Below are 15746 nucleotides of genomic sequence, written 5' to 3' on the forward strand. Positions count from 1 at the left end.
GACGCTTCGGGCGCCTCGCCGATGTCGCGAATGACTCATTCGCGGCGTCCGTGGTCCCGAATGAGTCATTCGCGGCATCCCGCGTCCCGACCTCTGCCGGTGCGGCTCAGGTCATCGAGAACATCGAGCCCGGGTTGAACAGGTTCTCCGGGTCGAGCGCCTGCTTGATCTGCCGGTGCACCCGCAGCCCCACCGGGCCGATCTCCCGCGCCAGCCACTCGCGCTTGATCTTGCCGATCCCGTGCTCCCCGGTCACCGTCCCGCCGAGCGACAGCCCCACCTCGAGGATCTCGTCGAACGCGCGCTGCGCCCGGGCGAACTCGTCCGGGTCGTCCGGCTGGTACACGATCGTCGGGTGCATGTTGCCGTCGCCCGCGTGGCCGACGACGGCGATCCGCAAGCCCACCTCGGCGCTGATCTTTTCGCAGCCGCGGATCAGCTCCGCGATGCGCGTGCGCGGCACGCACACGTCGTCGGTGAGCCAGAGGCCGTACGTCTCCAACGCCGTCAGCACCACCCGGCGGGCGTGCAGGAGCATCCGGCCTTCTTCGAGGTCTTCGGTCGTGTACGCCAGGTCCGCGCCGCAGTCGAGGCAGATCTGCTCCAGGGCCGCCAGCTCGCGGCGGGCCACCTCGCCGCCCGCGTCGGACTGGCCGAGCAGGAGGGCCTGGCAGTCCGAGCCCGCGCCGAGGTCGGTCTTGAGGTACGCCTCGGCCGCCTTGATCGACGACGCGTCCATGATCTCCAGCAGTGACGGCACCAGCCCTTCGCGGACGACCCGCGCCACCGCTTCCCCGGCCGCTTCGGTGGTGCTGAAGCCCGCGACGAGCGTCGCCGGTGCCTGCGGGAGGGGCTTGAGCTGGACCGTCGCCTGCGTGATCACGCCGAGCGTGCCCTCGCTGCCCACGAACAGCCGCGCCAAGTCGTAACCGGCGACCCCCTTCACCGTCCGCCGTCCGGTCTTCAGCAGCGAGCCGTCGGCCAGGACGACCTCCAGGCCGAGCACCGAGTCGGTCGTCACGCCGTACTTCACGCAGCAGAGGCCGCCGGCGTTGGTCGAAAGGTTGCCGCCGATCGTGCACCAGTCGTAGCTCGACGGGTCCGGCGGGTAGAACAGCCCGTGCTTCTCCACGGCGTTGCGGAAGTCCAGGTTGACGACCCCGGGCTGCACGACGGCGAGCCGGTTGCCCGGGTCGATTTCGACGATTTCGTTCAGCTTGGTCAGCGACAGCGTGACGCAGCCGTCGATGGCGTTCGCCGCGCCGGAGAGGCCGCTGCCCGCCCCGCGCGGCACGATCGGCACCTTGGCCTCGGCACACGCCTTGACCACCGCCTGCACCTGCTCGGTGTTCGCGGGCAGGACCACGGCGAGCGGCCGGCCCGACGGCGCCAGCGGCATCATGTCGCGGGCGTAGGAGTCGGTGACGTCGGAGTCGGTGAGCACGGCGCTCTTGCCGAGCAGGTCGCGGAGCCGGGTGACCAAAGCTTCGTCGCTCATGGCCTCATGGTAAGCCCGGAGAGTCCGCACTGCGGAAATCTTCTTTCGAAATCCGCCGAACGCCCCAGCGACGTCAGCGGACCAGGCCCAGCAGCTTCTCGACGTGGACGGTCAGCAGCACCCGCTGGTCGGTGACCATGGCCTGGCGGTACTCGTCCCAGTCGGGGTGTTCGCCCGCCGCGCGCCGGTAGTAGCCGACCAGCGCTTCCACTGTGTCGTCGCCGGGTGCGGCGGCCGGCGCCGTGAGCGAAGCGCGTCCCTCGGCGACGACGTAGCTCCAGCCGTCCTCGCTGCTCACGTGGAACGTCACCCGCGGGTCCCGGCGCATGTTCTTCGTCTTCGCCCTGGTCTCGGTGATCGACGCGATGAGCGTCGCCGCTGCCGGGTCGTACCGGTAGGTGATCGTGGACAGCTGCGGGCGGCCGTCGCGGCGGATCGTGGCGAGGACGCCGTGGCTGCGGGCGGCGAGGAAGTCCTTCAGCGCTGTGTCGTCGGTCATACCCCTTTCCAACCGGCGGCGGCCGCCGTTGTTCCGGGAGCAGCCCGGAGGAAATGTGCTTGCATACGACAACTAAAGTGTGTTCCACCACATCGCGAGGTACTCCGCTTGCACAACCGCTGATGAAGGCACATCCTTGCCTGAGGCAACTAGTTGCAGCCGCCAACCAACGCCTTGAAGGATCACCATGGCACCGAACACCACCCGGCCCACGGCCGAGCTCGACCTCGCCGACCAGCTCGGTCACGAGCTCGTGCGCCTGGTCCGGCTGGTCAACAAGGCGAAGTCGCAAGTCTCCAAACAGGGGCCGGACGGCATCGAGCGGGCGGCGTACGCGATTCTCTTCACCCTCATCCACGAGGGGCCGCAGCGCACCAGCAAGCTGGCCGATTCGCTCCACTCCGAGATCTCCACGATCAGCAGGCAGTCGAGCTCGCTCGTCCAGCACGGCCTGGTCGAGCGTCAGGCCGACCCGGAAGACGGGCGGGCCTGCCTGCTCGCGCCGACGGCCGAAGGCATGCGGGTGTTCGAAGAGAACCGCAAGCAGCGCAACAAGTGGCTGGCCGAAGTGCTCGGGGACTGGACTGACGGGGACATCCAGACCCTGAACCGCCTGTTCGGCCGGCTCAACACAGGTATCGAGAACCACTCTCCACAGCTGGCCGACGCGCAAGCGTCCGCCGGTGCACCGGCCAAGGGGGCCAACGCATGAGCACCACCACTGTCGAACAACCCGTGGCGAAGGAACCACCACGGCTGAGCCACCGCCAGATCGTCACGATCCTGAGCGGCCTGATGTGCGGCATGTTCCTGGCCGCGCTCGACCAGACGATCGTCGGCACGTCGATCGTCAAGATCGCCAACGACCTGCACGGCTTCGACCTGCAGGCCTGGGCGACCACGGCGTACCTGATCACCTCGACGATCGTCACGCCGATCTACGGCAAGCTGTCCGACATCTACGGCCGCAAGCCGTTCTACCTGGCCGCGATCACCATCTTCGTCGCCGGTTCGCTGGCCTCGACGTTCTCGCAGTCGATGTACGAGCTGGCCGCGTTCCGCGCGGTGCAGGGCCTCGGCGCCGGCGGTCTGATGTCGCTGGCCATGACCATCATCGGCGACGTCGTCCCGCCGCGGGAACGCCCGCGCTACCAGGGTTACATCCTGGCCGTCTTCGGTCTGTCCACCGTGCTCGGTCCGGTGCTGGGCGGCTTCTTCGCCGGCTTCGACACCTTGGGCGGCATCGCCGGCTGGCGCTGGGTGTTCCTGATCAACGTCCCGATCGGCGTCGTCGCGCTGTTCGTCGTGGCGAAGGTGCTGAACGTCCCGCACGAGCGCCACGACCAGAAGATCGACTGGTGGGGCGCGCTGTCGCTGGTCGTCGCGGTCGTGCCGTTCCTGATCGTCGCCGAGCAGGGCCAGAAGTGGGGCTGGGGCGATGGCAAGGCGATCCTCTGCTACGTCGTCGGTGGTGTCGGTGTCATCGCGTTCATCCTGATCGAACGGGTGATGAAGGACGCCGCGCTGATCCCGTTGCGGCTGTTCAAGAACTCGACGTTCACCGTGGCGATCATCGGCGGTGTCATCGTCGGTGTGGCGATGTTCGGCGCGATCACGATGATCCCGCAGTTCATGCAGGTCGTGCAGGGCTACACGCCGACCGAGTCCGGGTTGCTGATGCTGCCGTTGATGGCGGGCATCATGACCAGCTCGATCGTCTCCGGCCGGATCACGTCGAAGACCGGGCACTACAAGATCTTCCCGATCCTCGGCACCCTGCTGATCGCCATCGGCGCGTTCTTCTTCGCGCAGGTCGAGTACAACTCGGCGCTGTGGCACCCGCTGGTCGCCGCGGCCATCATCGGCCTCGGTCTCGGCCAGTGCATGCAGACGCTGGTCATCGCGGTCCAGAACGCCGGCCCGCGCAGCGACATGGGCGCCTCGACCGCGTCCGCGACGTTCTTCCGCCAGATCGGTGGTACCGCCGGTGTCGCGATCTTCCTGACGATCCTGTTCAACACGCTGCTGCCCAACATCACCAAGGCGTTCGGCGGCCGGCTGCCGGCCGGCGCGGGTGCCGGGATCGGCAACCTGTCCGAGAACACCAGCGGCATCCAGAACCTGCCCGAGGCGCTCAAGACCCCGGTGCTGATCGGCTTCACCGAGTCGATCACGACGGTGTTCTACGTCGCCGGCGCGGTGGCTCTGCTGGCCACGATCGTGCTGATGTTCATGAAGGAGATCCCGCTGGCCGGGATGAACCCCGCCGCGGCGGCGGTCGAGGGCGGCGAAGCGCTGCTCGACGCCGACGACCACGACCACGCCTACGCGGACGCCGACGCGCCGACCGAGATCGTCGAGCCGGTGCGCCCGGCCGACCGCGAACCCGCACTCGTCGGTGGGGGCAAGCACGCGCTGAGCAACGGGCACGGCGATTACCAGGCCGTGTCGGGTGCCCTGCCCATCACGAACTCCGTCGCGCAGTCCGAGCCGGACGTCCCCGTCGGCGCGGGCGGCGTGCCGGTGATCGGGCACATCCGGCGCCAGGACGGCACCCACGTGGCGGGCGCCGCGCTGACCCTGATCGACCAGCGCGGCCGCCAGGTCGCGCGGGCCACCGGTGCGGCCGACGGCAGCTACTCGGTGCCCAGCCAGGGCCCGGGCGCGTACGTGCTCATCGTGTCCGCGCACGGCCACCAGCCGCAGGCCTCCAGCGTCGTGATCAGCAACGGGCCGGCAACGGTCGACGTCACGCTCACCGGGTCCGGCGAGCTGACCGGCACCGTGCGGGCGGCCGCGACCGGCCAGCCGCTGCCGAACGTGACGGTGACGCTGACCGACGGCCGGGGCGAGGTGAACGGCGCGTTCATCACGACCGCGGACGGCACCTACGCCTTCGTCGGGGTCGGCGCCGGGGCCTACACCCTGGTCGCCAGCGGCGCGGGCTACCGGCCCGTCGCGCTGACGCTCACCGTGCCCGACAGCGGCGTGCTGCGCCACGACGTCGAGCTCGCCAGCTCGGTGCTGCTCACCGGCACCGCGCGGACCGAGGGCGACCGGATCGTGCCGGACGCGCGGATCACCGTGCTCGACGCCGAAGGCAACGTCGCGGCCGTGGCCCGGACCGACGGCGAAGGCCGGTACGTGGTCAGCGACCTGCCCGCGGGGGCCTACACCGTGGTCGCCAGCGGCTACCCGCCGGCGACCAGCCAGGTGGAGCTCACCGGCGGCGAGGCGGACCACGACGTCCGGCTGAGCTACGACCAGGCCCTCGACGAGCTGGTCGACCGGTCATGACCGGCTTGCGCGCGACCCTCCGCACGGCCGAGGGCTGGGCGGTGGAGCACGCGGTGCTCACCGTCACCGACCCGGCCGGGCGGCAGGTCGCCCGGCAGGCGGCGGACGTCCGCGGGGACGTCGTCACGGACGCGCTCGTGCCGGGCGTCTACACGGCCGTCGTCACCGCGGCCGGGTACACCCCGGTCGCGCGGACGGCGCAGATCGCCTCGGACGGCAGCGGCTCGCTCGGCGACGTCGTGCTGGCCCCGGTCGCCGAGGCGGTCGAGCTGCCGCCCGCCGGCCCGTGGGTGATCGACCCGATGCACACGTCGGTGGTCGCGACCGCTCGGCACCTGGGCATCGCGAGCATCAAGGCGCGGTTCCCGGACGTGTCCGGCCGGATCGAGATCGGCCGCCCGGCCGAGCGGTCGTCGGTGCACGCCGAGATCAAGGCGGCGAGCATCGACACGGGCATCCGGATGCGGGACGACCACCTGCGCTCGCCGGACTTCCTCGACGTCGACGTGCACCCGGTGATCACGTTCACCAGCACCGGAATGCGCCAGCGCGGCGCGGACTCGTGGACCCTGCTGGGCGAGCTCACGCTGCACGGCGAGCGCCGCGAGGTCGAGCTCGAGCTGACCTACGGCGGCTGGGGCCCGGACCCGTGGGGCGGCGTGCGCGTCGCGTTCCACGCCGAGACGACGCTGCACCGCAACGACTTCGCGATCAACTACAGCGCGATGGTCCGCGCCGGCGTCGCGGCGGTCGGCACGACGGTGAAGATCGAGCTGGACGTCGAAGCGGTCCAGGGCGAGACCCTGCCGCAGTTCTGAGCCCGGCCGGTCCGGAGGCCCTCTCACCGCTGGTGAGGGGGCCTTCACCGTTGGTGAAACGCGCGCTCGATTCGACCGTTAGCCGCGGCACGTTCACCTGAGCCACGTAGGCTCCGGGGGTGAACGTCGTGAGCATCGAGGCCGCGGGCGTCGGCGTGAGCTGGCTGGACACCGCCGGCCCGCTGCTCGTCTGGGTGATCGTGCTGAGCTTCGTGCTGGTCGAATGCGCGCTGATCATCGGGCTGTTCCTGCCCGGTGACTCGCTCCTGTTCGGGGCGGGCGTGGTGCTGGCGCAGCACGGTTCGGACGCCAACGCGTGGTTCCTGTCGGGAGCCGCGCTGATCGTCGCCGTGCTCGGCAACCAGATCGGCTACTACATCGGCCGCAAGAGCGGCACGAGCCTGATCGCGCGGCGCGAAGGGAAGGTGCTGAACCGGCACAACCTCGAGCGCGCGCAACGGTTCCTGGACCGCAAGGGCTTCTTCGCGATCGTGGCGGCCCGCTGGATCCCGTGGATCCGCACGCTCGCCCCGCTGATCGCCGGCGCCGCCCGCATGGACCGGCGCCGGTTCCTGGTGGCCACGGCCTTCGGCGGCCTGCTGTGGGTCCCGACGCTGGTGCTGCTCGGCTACTACGGCGCCGGCCTGCTGGACACCCTGCCGTGGCTGAAGACGGCGGCGCTGTGGATCAGCATCGCGTTCTTCGTGTTCGGCACCGGGTACGGCGTGCTGCGCTACCGCCAGGAGATGCGCCGCCCGGTCGACGCACCGGACGACAGCAACGCCCGCGCCTGAGCTCAGAGCTGCGGGTCGGTCCAGATCTCGAGCTGGATGCCGTCGGGGTCGCGGAACACGATCACGCGTGACCCTTCGAACGTGCGTGACGGCGCGGCCGGAGTGTAGGAGACGCCGAACTCCTCGAGCCGGCTCTCCCATTCGGCCAGCTCGGCGGCCGAATGCACGCGGAACGCGACGTGGTCCAGGCCGGTCCGGCGTTCGTCGAACCCGCGGCGTCCGGTGTCCGCGTGCTGCACCAGGACCACCGAGAACTCGTCGCCGGCGGAACGCAGCACGACCTTGCGCAGTCCCGTGTCCGGCTCTTCGCGCCGGGTGACCTCCTCGAGGTCGAGGACGCGCACGTACCACGGCACGCTGCGGTCCACGTCGGTCACGGTGAGCGCGAGGTGGTGCACGGACATGAGTTTGGCCATGGCTTCCGAAGCCGTCCTTTCGCGTGGCGGCTTCCCAGAGTTGCACAGCGTTCGACCACCGAAACCGAGGTGACCAATTCCCCGGCCAATCGTGATCTCGCCGTCTCCGGCCGTCCCACCAGGCGGACGTCACCTACCGCCGGTCACCCGCCTCTCACGGATGGCGACCGGCGGTGACGAGGTGGTTTCAGCCCGCTGCCAGGCTCCGCGCGCGGAGGCGATCGAGCCTGCTCAGGAGCCCGTCGCGGATGATGCACTGCGTTGTCACCCGCTCGGGGTAGCACCGGGTGAACATGTTCGTGAAGTGCGTCCCGTAGTGGATGGACTCGTCGCCGCCGGCCAGCGGGCGGACGGTGGTGACGAACGACGGCTCGTGGAAGTACGCCAGCGTGTACCGCTCCCGCGTCGCCAGGCGGACCTTGTGCGGCGTCGACAGCAGCCGGCCGCCGGTGAGGAACTGGAGGATGTCGCCGGGGAAGACGGTGAACACCGCCGGCTCGGGTTCGACGAAGTGCCACGGCTCGTCGTCCTGGTACATCCCGGCCGTGCTCTCGTGCGGCAGCCAGTTGCGGTTGCGGTGCTCCCCGGGCACCGGCGGCCGGACGAACAGGCCGCCGACGTCGTCCTGCGCGGCGATCACGAGCAGGCCGTAGTCGGTGTGCGCGCCGATCCCGCGTTCGGTCGTCGCGGACCGGGCGGGGAACCGCAGCGCGCGCAGGTGGTGCCAGCCCTCGCGGGTGAGCCGGGTCAACCGGTCGATCTCCAGCCCCAGCCCGAGTGCGACCAGCGCCAGCAGCCGCTCGCCGATGGCCCCGGCCTCGCGCAGGTGCGTCTCCATCGCCGTCCGGTAGCCCTCGTCCGGCCACGGCACCGGTCCGTGGCACGGCCAGCCGTCCGCGACGCGGGTGTCGTCGAGCGGGACGTCCGGGCAGACGGTGAAGATTTCGGAATAGTCGGCTTCGCCCGCGGTCACTTCCTCCCCGGAGGCGATGTACCCGCTGTAGGTCAGGTCGCTGACGAACTTCGCCTTTTCCGGCAACGACCTTGCGAAGAACCGGCGGCTCGCGGCCAGCGCTTCCCGGGTGGTGCGGTCCTGCTCGGCCGTGGCCGCGACCTGGAAAATTCCGTCGGTCTCCCAGGTGCGGACCAGCTGACGGCCCAGGATCCGATCGGCTGTCGTCCCGCCCACTGAACCGGGCAGCTCGAACGTACGCATTGTTGTTCACCTTTCGCGCGGTTTCGGGGAACGCTCACCACACGAAAGGCGCGAAATGCCGGTTCACAAGGATCAGCGGCCGCCACCGACGTCGAGCACGGCACCCGTCGTGAACGACGACGCTTCCGACAGCAGGAACAACACGGCTTCGGCGATTTCCGCGGGCTGCCCGGCCCGGCCCAGCGGGATCTGCGGCGCGTACTTCGCCATCCGGTCCGGCAGGCCCGCGGCCGCGTGCAGACCCGTGTGGATCATGCCGGGCCGGACCGCGTTGACCCGGATCCCTTCGCCGGCGACCTCCTGCGCGAGCCCGAGGGTCAGCGTGTCCACGGCGGCCTTCGACGCGGCGTAGTGCACCCACTCCCCGGCCGAGCCGGTGCGCGCGGCCGTCGAGGAGATGTTGACGATGGCGCCGCCGTCACCACCGTGGCGGGCCGACATCCGGCGGACCGCCTCGCGGCAGCACAGGAACACACCCGTGACGTTGACGTCGAGGGTGCGCCGGACGACGTCGACCTCGTAGTCCTCGAGCCGGCCCGGCGTGTTGCCGACGATCGCCGCGTTGTTGACCAGGCCGGTCACCGGCCCCAGCTCGGCCGCCGCGTCGAACAGCGCGCGGACGTCGTCCTCGTCGGAGACGTCCGCGCGGAAGGCCAGCGCCTGCCGTCCGGAAGAACGCACCTGCTCGGCGACGGCCTCGGCCGGCGCGGGATCGCCGGAGTAGTTGACGACGACGTCGTACCCGCGCGAAGCGGCCAGCGCGCAGATCGCCGCGCCGATCCCCCGGCTACCGCCCGTGACGATGAGCGGCATCAGATCGCGAAGTTCGCCAGCGGCAGGTTCTCCAGCACCAGATCGGCCCGGTCGCGCGTCTGCGAGATGAGGTCGGCGTTGCGCTGGTCCGAGCCGAGCGCGCGCTGCCGCGCCTCGACCAGGGAACGGCCGTAGCGGCGGTGGCGCGACACGAGCCGTTCGATCCGCTCCGGCTCGTCCGGCGCGAGGAACCAGGCCTCGGTGAGCAGCGGCCGGATCGCGCTCCACGGGTCGTCCGGCAGCAGCAGGTAGTTGCCCTCGGTGATGACCAGCTGGACCTCCGGCGGCACCGCGACGGCCCCGGCGATCGGTTCCTCGATCTCGCGGCGGAACTCCGGCGCGTACACCGTCTCGCGGCCTTCGGCCAGCCGTCGGATCAGGTGGTAGTAGCCCGCCGCGTCGAACGTGTCCGGAGCGCCCTTGCGCTCGGTGCGGCCCAGCCGGCGCAGCTCGACCTGCGCGAGGTGGAAGCCGTCCATGCCGACCACCGCGGCGCGCGAGCCGAGCGCGCTGGCCAGCGCCCAGGCGAGCGTGGTCTTGCCCGACGCGGGCGCGCCGATGATGCCGAGCACGTTGCGCTGCCCGCGCACGGTCAGGCCCTCGGCCCGGGCGAGCAGGTCGTCGAACGCCGTCATGTCCTGTTCCTTCCTGCGATCGCGGTCGTCCACGACCGCGGTCCCACATGCCGCACCCGTTCGGCGGCCACCTCGTTGGCGAAGCGAATCCGGTCCGTCACCGTCGGTTCGCGCGTCACGGCCACGGCGAGCGCGCCGTGCCAGACGTCGCCCGCACCTAGTGTGTCTCGCGCTCGCACCGCGGGCACAGGCACCTCACCCGAGCCGCCGTCCGCAGTGGACCAGCGCACCGGGTGCGGCCCCGCGGTCGTGATCACGGTCGGCACCCCCCGCTCGTGCAGACCGGGCCCCGGCGCACGGAAGTGCGCGGAGCAGGCGGCCACGTCGACCAGCGGCAACAGCTCGTCGAGCACGGGTTTCCAGCTCCCGGCATCAAGCACGACCGGCGCTTTCGCTGCCCGCGCAACCGCCAGCGCAATCTCCGGATAGTGCCCATCAACCAAAACCACATCAGCCCCACCAGTCCCAAAAACCGGAGCTTTCACGTGAAAGCTCCGCTCGGCGGCGTTGCGGGAGACGACTGTGCGCTCGCCGTCGTGGTCGCGGACTGCTACCGCGCTGACCGGGGGTGGGTCGGGTAGTGAAGGGGAAAGGTCGATGAGCCGGACGCCGTGGGCTTCGAGGTCGGCGCGGGCGAGCGCCGCCAGCGGGTGTGCCCCGAGGACGGTCAGCAGGGTCGCCTCCGCACCGAGCGCGGCCGCCGTCACCGCGGCGTTCGTCGCGGGCCCGCCGGCCGCGACGTCCACCTGCAGCGACTGCACCTTCTCGCCCGGCGCCGGAAGCTCCTCGACCCGCTGGACCACGTCCACGGTGCACAAGCCCGCCAGCAGCACCCTCATTTCAACCCGGCGACGTGGGTCGCGGCGGCGGCTTCTTCAATTTCGCCGTTCTCGGTGAGCCGCAGCGCCCCGGTGAGCAGGCCGACGACCTGGTTCATCGAGTGGGTCTTCGGCGAGACGACCGCGACGCGCTTACCGAGGCGGTGCACGTGGATGCGGTCGGCGATGTCGAAGACGTGCGGCATGTTGTGGCTGATCAGCACCACCGGCAGGCCGCGGTCGCGGATCCGGCCGATCAGGTCGAGCACCTTGCCGGACTCGGCGACGCCGAGTGCGGCGGTGGGCTCGTCCATGATCACGGCCTTCGTGCCGAACGCGGCCGCGCGGGCCACCGCGACACCCTGGCGCTGACCACCGGAGAGCGTCTCGACGGGCTGGCTGATCGACTTGATGTTGATGCCCAGCTCGTCGAGGATCCGCTGCGCCTCCGACCGCATGGTCGCGGTGTCGAGCTTGCGGAACAGTCCCAGCGGACCCTTGAGCCGCTTTTCCCGGCCCAGGAACATGTTCGACGCGATGTCGAGCGCCGGCGCGACCGCGAGGTCCTGGTACACCGTCTCGATCCCGTAGTGCCGGGCGTCCAAAGGGGACTTGAAGTGGACGGTCTTGCCGTCCACTTTGATCTCCCCCTCGTCCGGGATCACCGCCCCGGAAAGGGTTTTGATCAGCGACGACTTCCCGGCGCCGTTGTCGCCGACCACGGCGAGCACTTCGCCGGGGAGCAGGTCGAAGTCGGCGCCGTCGATGGCGGTGACGCGGCCGTAGCGCTTGACCAGTCCGCGAGCCTGGAGGATGGGTTCACTCATGACTGCTGCTGCCTCCTCGCGATGCGGTCCACCACAACGGCGGCGATCAGCAAGGCGCCGGTGGCGAGGTCCTGGTAGTTGCCGTCGACGTTCATCTGCGTCAGCCCGGACCGCAGCACCGCCACAACCAGCGCGCCCATCAGCGTGCCGAGCACTGAGCCACGCCCGCCGAACAGGCTCGTCCCGCCGAGGACGACGGCGGTGATCGAGTCGAGGTTGCCGAGCTGGAACTGGTTCGGGTCGGCGTTCGGCGTCCGGCCGAGCGCCTGCCAAGCGGCGATGCCGAAGGTCAGCCCGGCCACGATGTAGACCGACAGCACCGTGCGGTTGACCTTGATGCCGGACAGCCGCGCGGACTCCGGCGCGTTGCCGACGGCGTAGACGTGCTTGCCCCACGCGGTTTTCGTGAGCGCGTACCAGACGCCGAGGTACATCAGCAGCGCCAGCGTCATGCCGTAGGTGATCGGGATGCCGCCGAAGAGGTAGCGCTTGGTGCCGAGCCACTGCAGCAGCCCGTCGGTCACCGGCACGGCCTGGCCGCCGGCGATCAGCTTCGACACGGCGGTGAGCATGGTGAACGTGCCGAGCGTGATGATGAACGCCGGCAGCTTGATCCGCGTCGCGAGCCCGCCGATGAAGATGCCGACGATGATCGTCAGCACGACGCCGGCGAGCAGCGCGACGAACCCGTTCGTCCCGGCCGCGGCGAGCTTCGCCATGATCAGCGTCGCGACCACCATCGACGCGGCGTTGGAGAGGTCGATGCCCGCGATGAGGATGACGAGCGTCTGGCCCAGCGCCAGCGTCCCGACGACCAGCGACTGCTGGACCACCGTGGACAGGTTGTCGAGGTCGAAGAACGTGTCCGTGGCCAGCGAGAACACCACGATCGCGACGACCAGCGCGAGCGCCGGGCCGACCGCGGGGGCGCGGAGGAGGAAGTCGCCGAGCGACTCACGCTCCCTTGTGGACACTGCGGTCGCTGTCGTCACTTCGTGCCTCCCCAGCAGTTCTGCAGGCCCCAGGCCGAGTCGTGGCTCTCGATGCCGGGCAGGGGCTTGTCGGTGATCACGGCGGACCCGGTGTTCACGAAGCCGGACGGCTTCTTCCCGGTCTTGGCGTACTCGACGGCGGCGAGCACACCCTGCTCGGCCATCTTCTTCGGGAACTGCATGACGGTGGCGGCGAACTGGCCGTCCTTGACGTTCTGGACGCCTTCGCAGCCGCCGTCGATCGAGCCCATGACGATCTGCCCGGTGAGGCCGCGGGCCTTCAGCGCCGCGTACGCGCCGCGGCCCATCGGCTCGTTCATCGAGTAGACGGCGTTGATGTCGGTGCTGCGCTGCAGCAGGTTTTCCATGCCCTGCTGGGCGAGGCTCTGGTCGCCGTTGGCCGCGGTGTGGCCCTTGATCTCCGGCGAGCCGTCGGTCAGCCCGATGCCCTTGAGGAACCCGGTGTGCCGCTGGGTGTCGACCGTGCTGCCCGCCGTGCCGTCGACCATCAGCAGCTTGGGCGGGACGCCCTTGAGCGCGGCCTTGACGTAGGCGCCCTGCTGCTCGCCGGCCGCGAAGTTGTCGGTGGCGAAGGTGGCGTCGACGGCGTCGGCCGGCTCGGTGGCGGTGTCGAGGGCGATGACCAGGACCCCGGCGTCGCGGGCGTCCTTGATCGCCTTGAGCACGCCGGTGGACGAGCTCGGTGTGATCAGGATGGTGTTCGCGCCCTGCTGGCGGAGGTTTTCGATGGCGCGGACCTGGCCGTCGTTGTCGCCGTCGAACTGGCCGGCGAGGGCGCTGAAGTCGGCGCCGTTGGCCTGTGCGGTCGCTCTCGCGGCGTTGCGGAGTTCCACGAAGTAGGGGTTGGTGTCGGTCTTGGTCACCAGGCCGACCTTCGCCTTGCCGTTCCCGCCCGTGTTGGTGTTGCCACCCCAGTGGCGCTCGACCGTGCACCCGGTCGTCGCGGCGAGGACGACGGCCAGCGTGAGCGCGGTGAGACTTCGCTGTCTCATGGATTCCCAGCCTTTGTTCGTGTCGAGGCTTGCCGATGGACGGGAAGGTAGACAGACTGCTCCTTGCGCGCAAGCGTTTGCGCAAACGCTTGCCGGAAAGGATGGGTATGCCCCAGTCGAGGTCTTCGCGGCCGACCCAGCGGGACATCGCCGAGCTCGCGGGCGTATCGATCACGACCGTCTCGCACGTGGTGAACGGGACGCGCGCGGTCGCCGAGGACACCAAGGCGGCGGTGCTGCGGGCCATCGAGACGACCGGCTACACCGGCGACGCGATCGCGCGCTCGCTGGTCACCGGCGGGACGCGGTCCATCGGGATGGCGATCTCCCTGGTGGCCAACCCGTACTTCGCGACGCTGATGCAGGCGATCGAGCGGGAGGCGTCGGCGCACGGGTACACCGTCCTGCTGGCCGACACGCACGACGCCGCGGACACGGAGCGTGACACCGTGCGGGCGCTGCGCTCCCGTCGCGTCGACGGCCTGCTGATCACCCCGGCGCCCGGCGACGGCCCGGTGATCAGCGAGCTGGTGTCCCTCGACGTGCCGACCGTGCTGATCGACCGGCTGGCCACCCGCACCGACGTCGACCAGGTCGGCTCGGAGAACATCCAGGCGACGTCGGCGCTGACCGCGCACCTGGCCACGCTCGGGCACCGGCGGATCGGGATGATCAGCGGCGTGCCCGGGCTGTCGACGAGCGAGGAGCGCGTGCTCGGTTACCGGCTGGGGCTAGGCCGGTCCGGGCTCACCTGGTCGTCGGAGCTCGTGGCCTGCGGAAACTCTTCACGCGAGGGCGGCGCGCTGGCGTTGAGCACGTTGCTGGCGCTGCCCGAGCCGCCGACCGCGCTGGTCGTCGGGAACGACAGCATGATGGTCGGGGTGCTGCACGAGGCCCGGCGGCGCGGGCTGCGGATCGGGCGCGACCTGCCGGTGGTGGTGTACGACGAAGTCGAGTGGGCGGACCTGGTCGACCCGCCGCTGACGACGATGGCGCAGCCGATCGAGGAGATCGGCCGGCAGGCGGTCCGGCTGCTGCTGGCCCGGATCAACGATCCGGCGCGCAAGGCCGAAACCGTCCGGCTGGCACCCACTCTGCGTCACCGCGAGTCGTGCGGCTGTCCACCGGTTCACTCACTTCAGTGAATCTGGGTTCCTGACATCTCCGCACGGCCGTTCAGCCGATAGGTTTCCGCTGAGCGTCTGCGAGGGCTTATGACCGCACTTTCGCCGGAGCTCCGGTTGTGGGACCCCCCGGTCACCTACCGGATCGGCGTCGCGATGGGTGTGCACGCGCACCCGTACTCCGGCGAGCTGCTGCGCGCGATCAGGGCGGCCGCGGCGCAGGCCGGGTGTGACGTCGTGCTGGCGGACACCGAGGACACCGCGGGTGAAGAAGCCGAGGTGGTGCGCGCGTTGCGGGCCGACCTGGTGGACGGCGTGCTGCTGGTTCCCTCGGCCGGCGACGAAGCGGTGATCAACGGCCTGGTGCGGATGGGCGTGCCGACGGTGCTGGTGGACCGGGTAGCCGCGCGCAACGACGTCGACCAGGTGGGCACGGAGAACGTGCACGCTCTGGCGTCGCTGGTCCGCCACCTGACCGACCGGCGGCACCGCAAGATCGGCTTGATCTCGGGCGACGACGGCCTGGAGGTCAGCCGCGAGCGCGTCCGCGGCTACCGGCTGGGCCTGGAGCAGGCGGGCTTGCGCTTCAACCGCGAGCTGGTGGAGTGCGGCTTCTCGAACTCGGGCGGCGCCACGCGCGCGACGGCGAAGCTCCTGGACGGCTGGCCCTCTCCGACGGCCCTGGTCGTGGCGGACGAGTCGATGCTGGTGGGCGTCCAGTACGAGGCCCACCGCCGCGGCATCCGGATCGGCGACGAGTTGGCGGTGGTCGGCTACGGGGACATGGACTGGGCCCGCCGCGTGAGCCCGGCGGTGACGACGCTGGTCCAGCCCGTCGCGGACCTGGGCCGCCGGGCGGTGCAGCTGCTGATGTCCCGCATGGCGGACCCGGACCGCCCGCCGGAATCGGTGTGGCTGACCCCGAAATTCCTCCACGGCGCTTCCTGCGGCTGCTGAGGGTCGTGAGTGGCAAAGAGGGTTCTAAC

Annotated in this window: 16 protein-coding genes; 6 read left to right on the forward strand and 10 right to left on the reverse strand. The window is 70.4% G+C overall.

The genetic code is table 11. The features are described 5' to 3' along the window. Positions 1 to 106 precede the first annotated feature (106 nt). Complete coding sequence (locus Q5425_RS39385) at positions 107 to 1498, reverse strand: FAD-linked oxidase C-terminal domain-containing protein (protein ID WP_308677511.1); 1392 nt, start codon at positions 1496 to 1498, stop codon at positions 107 to 109. Between the two features lie 73 nt (positions 1499 to 1571). Next, entirely contained in the window at positions 1572 to 1997 is a 426-nt protein-coding gene (locus Q5425_RS39390) for a PPOX class F420-dependent oxidoreductase (protein WP_308677512.1), read from the reverse strand. Positions 1998 to 2184: 187 nt separating this feature from the next. On the opposite strand from Q5425_RS39390, the gene Q5425_RS39395 reads away from it, so the two are divergent. From Q5425_RS39395 to Q5425_RS39410, 4 genes are all read left to right on the forward strand, one after another. After that, positions 2185 to 2709, forward strand: a complete 525-nt coding sequence (locus tag Q5425_RS39395) for a MarR family transcriptional regulator (protein ID WP_308677513.1) — start codon at positions 2185 to 2187, stop codon at positions 2707 to 2709. Then, a complete protein-coding gene (locus Q5425_RS39400) occupies positions 2706 to 5294 on the forward strand; it encodes an MFS transporter (RefSeq protein ID WP_308677514.1) in 2589 nt (862 codons plus the stop codon). The genes Q5425_RS39395 and Q5425_RS39400 overlap by 4 nt, the downstream gene beginning before the upstream one ends. Beyond that, positions 5291 to 6112 carry a YceI family protein gene (locus tag Q5425_RS39405; protein ID WP_308677515.1) on the forward strand — a complete coding sequence of 274 codons (822 nt, stop codon included), beginning with the start codon at positions 5291 to 5293 and terminating at the stop codon, positions 6110 to 6112. Before Q5425_RS39400 ends, Q5425_RS39405 begins: the two co-directional genes overlap by 4 nt. Before the next feature lie 119 nt (positions 6113 to 6231). Continuing rightward, the gene (locus Q5425_RS39410; RefSeq protein WP_308677516.1) at positions 6232 to 6906 is read left to right on the forward strand and encodes a DedA family protein; all 675 of its coding nucleotides are present in this window, start codon (positions 6232 to 6234) and stop codon (positions 6904 to 6906) included. A gap of 2 nt (positions 6907 to 6908) precedes the next feature. On the opposite strand, the gene Q5425_RS39415 is transcribed toward Q5425_RS39410, so the two are convergent. The 8 genes from Q5425_RS39415 to Q5425_RS39450 all read right to left on the reverse strand — a co-directional run bounded on the left by Q5425_RS39415 (position 6909) and on the right by Q5425_RS39450 (position 13636). Then, a complete protein-coding gene (locus Q5425_RS39415; protein WP_308677517.1) occupies positions 6909 to 7322 on the reverse strand; it encodes a VOC family protein in 414 nt (137 codons plus the stop codon). Positions 7323 to 7509: 187 nt separating this feature from the next. Continuing rightward, complete coding sequence (locus tag Q5425_RS39420) at positions 7510 to 8538, reverse strand: 2-oxoglutarate and iron-dependent oxygenase domain-containing protein (RefSeq protein WP_308677518.1); 1029 nt, start codon at positions 8536 to 8538, stop codon at positions 7510 to 7512. Positions 8539 to 8610: 72 nt separating this feature from the next. Beyond that, entirely contained in the window at positions 8611 to 9351 is a 741-nt protein-coding gene (locus Q5425_RS39425) for an SDR family oxidoreductase (RefSeq protein WP_308677519.1), read from the reverse strand. Continuing rightward, the gene (locus Q5425_RS39430) at positions 9351 to 9986 is read right to left on the reverse strand and encodes a nucleoside/nucleotide kinase family protein (protein ID WP_308677520.1); all 636 of its coding nucleotides are present in this window, start codon (positions 9984 to 9986) and stop codon (positions 9351 to 9353) included. The genes Q5425_RS39425 and Q5425_RS39430 overlap by 1 nt, the downstream gene beginning before the upstream one ends. Then, positions 9983 to 10825, reverse strand: a complete 843-nt coding sequence (locus Q5425_RS39435; RefSeq protein ID WP_308677521.1) for a PfkB family carbohydrate kinase — start codon at positions 10823 to 10825, stop codon at positions 9983 to 9985. Before Q5425_RS39435 ends, Q5425_RS39430 begins: the two co-directional genes overlap by 4 nt. Then, positions 10822 to 11631 (reverse strand): ATP-binding cassette domain-containing protein, encoded by an 810-nt coding sequence (locus tag Q5425_RS39440; protein WP_308677522.1) that lies wholly within the window; start codon positions 11629 to 11631, stop codon positions 10822 to 10824. The genes Q5425_RS39435 and Q5425_RS39440 overlap by 4 nt, the downstream gene beginning before the upstream one ends. After that, entirely contained in the window at positions 11628 to 12623 is a 996-nt protein-coding gene (locus Q5425_RS39445; protein WP_308677523.1) for an ABC transporter permease, read from the reverse strand. The genes Q5425_RS39440 and Q5425_RS39445 overlap by 4 nt, the downstream gene beginning before the upstream one ends. Further along, complete coding sequence (locus Q5425_RS39450) at positions 12620 to 13636, reverse strand: substrate-binding domain-containing protein (RefSeq protein WP_308677524.1); 1017 nt, start codon at positions 13634 to 13636, stop codon at positions 12620 to 12622. Before Q5425_RS39450 ends, Q5425_RS39445 begins: the two co-directional genes overlap by 4 nt. 107 nt (positions 13637 to 13743) lie before the next feature. Here Q5425_RS39450 and Q5425_RS39455 point away from each other — a divergent pair, with 107 nt between their 5' ends. Then, a complete protein-coding gene (locus tag Q5425_RS39455) occupies positions 13744 to 14781 on the forward strand; it encodes a LacI family DNA-binding transcriptional regulator (RefSeq protein ID WP_308677525.1) in 1038 nt (345 codons plus the stop codon). A gap of 69 nt (positions 14782 to 14850) precedes the next feature. Next, the gene (locus tag Q5425_RS39460; protein ID WP_308677526.1) at positions 14851 to 15717 is read left to right on the forward strand and encodes a substrate-binding domain-containing protein; all 867 of its coding nucleotides are present in this window, start codon (positions 14851 to 14853) and stop codon (positions 15715 to 15717) included. The last annotated feature ends 29 nt before the right edge of the window (positions 15718 to 15746 follow it).

The organism is Amycolatopsis sp. A133 (assembly GCF_031082405.1).
Taxonomy (GTDB): domain Bacteria; phylum Actinomycetota; class Actinomycetes; order Mycobacteriales; family Pseudonocardiaceae; genus Amycolatopsis.

Excerpts from the sequence above, each read along its gene's own strand:
- Q5425_RS39385 (WP_308677511.1), bottom strand. The coding sequence starts at position 1,498 with ATGAGCGACGAAGCTTTGGTCACCCGGCTCCGCGACCTGCTCGGCAAG.
- Q5425_RS39390 (WP_308677512.1), bottom strand. The coding sequence starts at position 1,997 with ATGACCGACGACACAGCGCTGAAGGACTTCCTCGCCGCCCGCAGCCAC.
- Q5425_RS39395 (WP_308677513.1), top strand. The coding sequence starts at position 2,185 with ATGGCACCGAACACCACCCGGCCCACGGCCGAGCTCGACCTCGCCGAC.
- Q5425_RS39400 (WP_308677514.1), top strand. The coding sequence starts at position 2,706 with ATGAGCACCACCACTGTCGAACAACCCGTGGCGAAGGAACCACCACGG.
- Q5425_RS39405 (WP_308677515.1), top strand. The coding sequence starts at position 5,291 with ATGACCGGCTTGCGCGCGACCCTCCGCACGGCCGAGGGCTGGGCGGTG.
- Q5425_RS39415 (WP_308677517.1), bottom strand. The coding sequence starts at position 7,322 with ATGGCCAAACTCATGTCCGTGCACCACCTCGCGCTCACCGTGACCGAC.
- Q5425_RS39420 (WP_308677518.1), bottom strand. The coding sequence starts at position 8,538 with ATGCGTACGTTCGAGCTGCCCGGTTCAGTGGGCGGGACGACAGCCGAT.
- Q5425_RS39425 (WP_308677519.1), bottom strand. The coding sequence starts at position 9,351 with ATGCCGCTCATCGTCACGGGCGGTAGCCGGGGGATCGGCGCGGCGATC.
- Q5425_RS39430 (WP_308677520.1), bottom strand. The coding sequence starts at position 9,986 with ATGACGGCGTTCGACGACCTGCTCGCCCGGGCCGAGGGCCTGACCGTG.
- Q5425_RS39435 (WP_308677521.1), bottom strand. The coding sequence starts at position 10,825 with ATGAGGGTGCTGCTGGCGGGCTTGTGCACCGTGGACGTGGTCCAGCGG.
- Q5425_RS39440 (WP_308677522.1), bottom strand. The coding sequence starts at position 11,631 with ATGAGTGAACCCATCCTCCAGGCTCGCGGACTGGTCAAGCGCTACGGC.
- Q5425_RS39450 (WP_308677524.1), bottom strand. The coding sequence starts at position 13,636 with ATGAGACAGCGAAGTCTCACCGCGCTCACGCTGGCCGTCGTCCTCGCC.
- Q5425_RS39455 (WP_308677525.1), top strand. The coding sequence starts at position 13,744 with ATGCCCCAGTCGAGGTCTTCGCGGCCGACCCAGCGGGACATCGCCGAG.
- Q5425_RS39460 (WP_308677526.1), top strand. The coding sequence starts at position 14,851 with ATGACCGCACTTTCGCCGGAGCTCCGGTTGTGGGACCCCCCGGTCACC.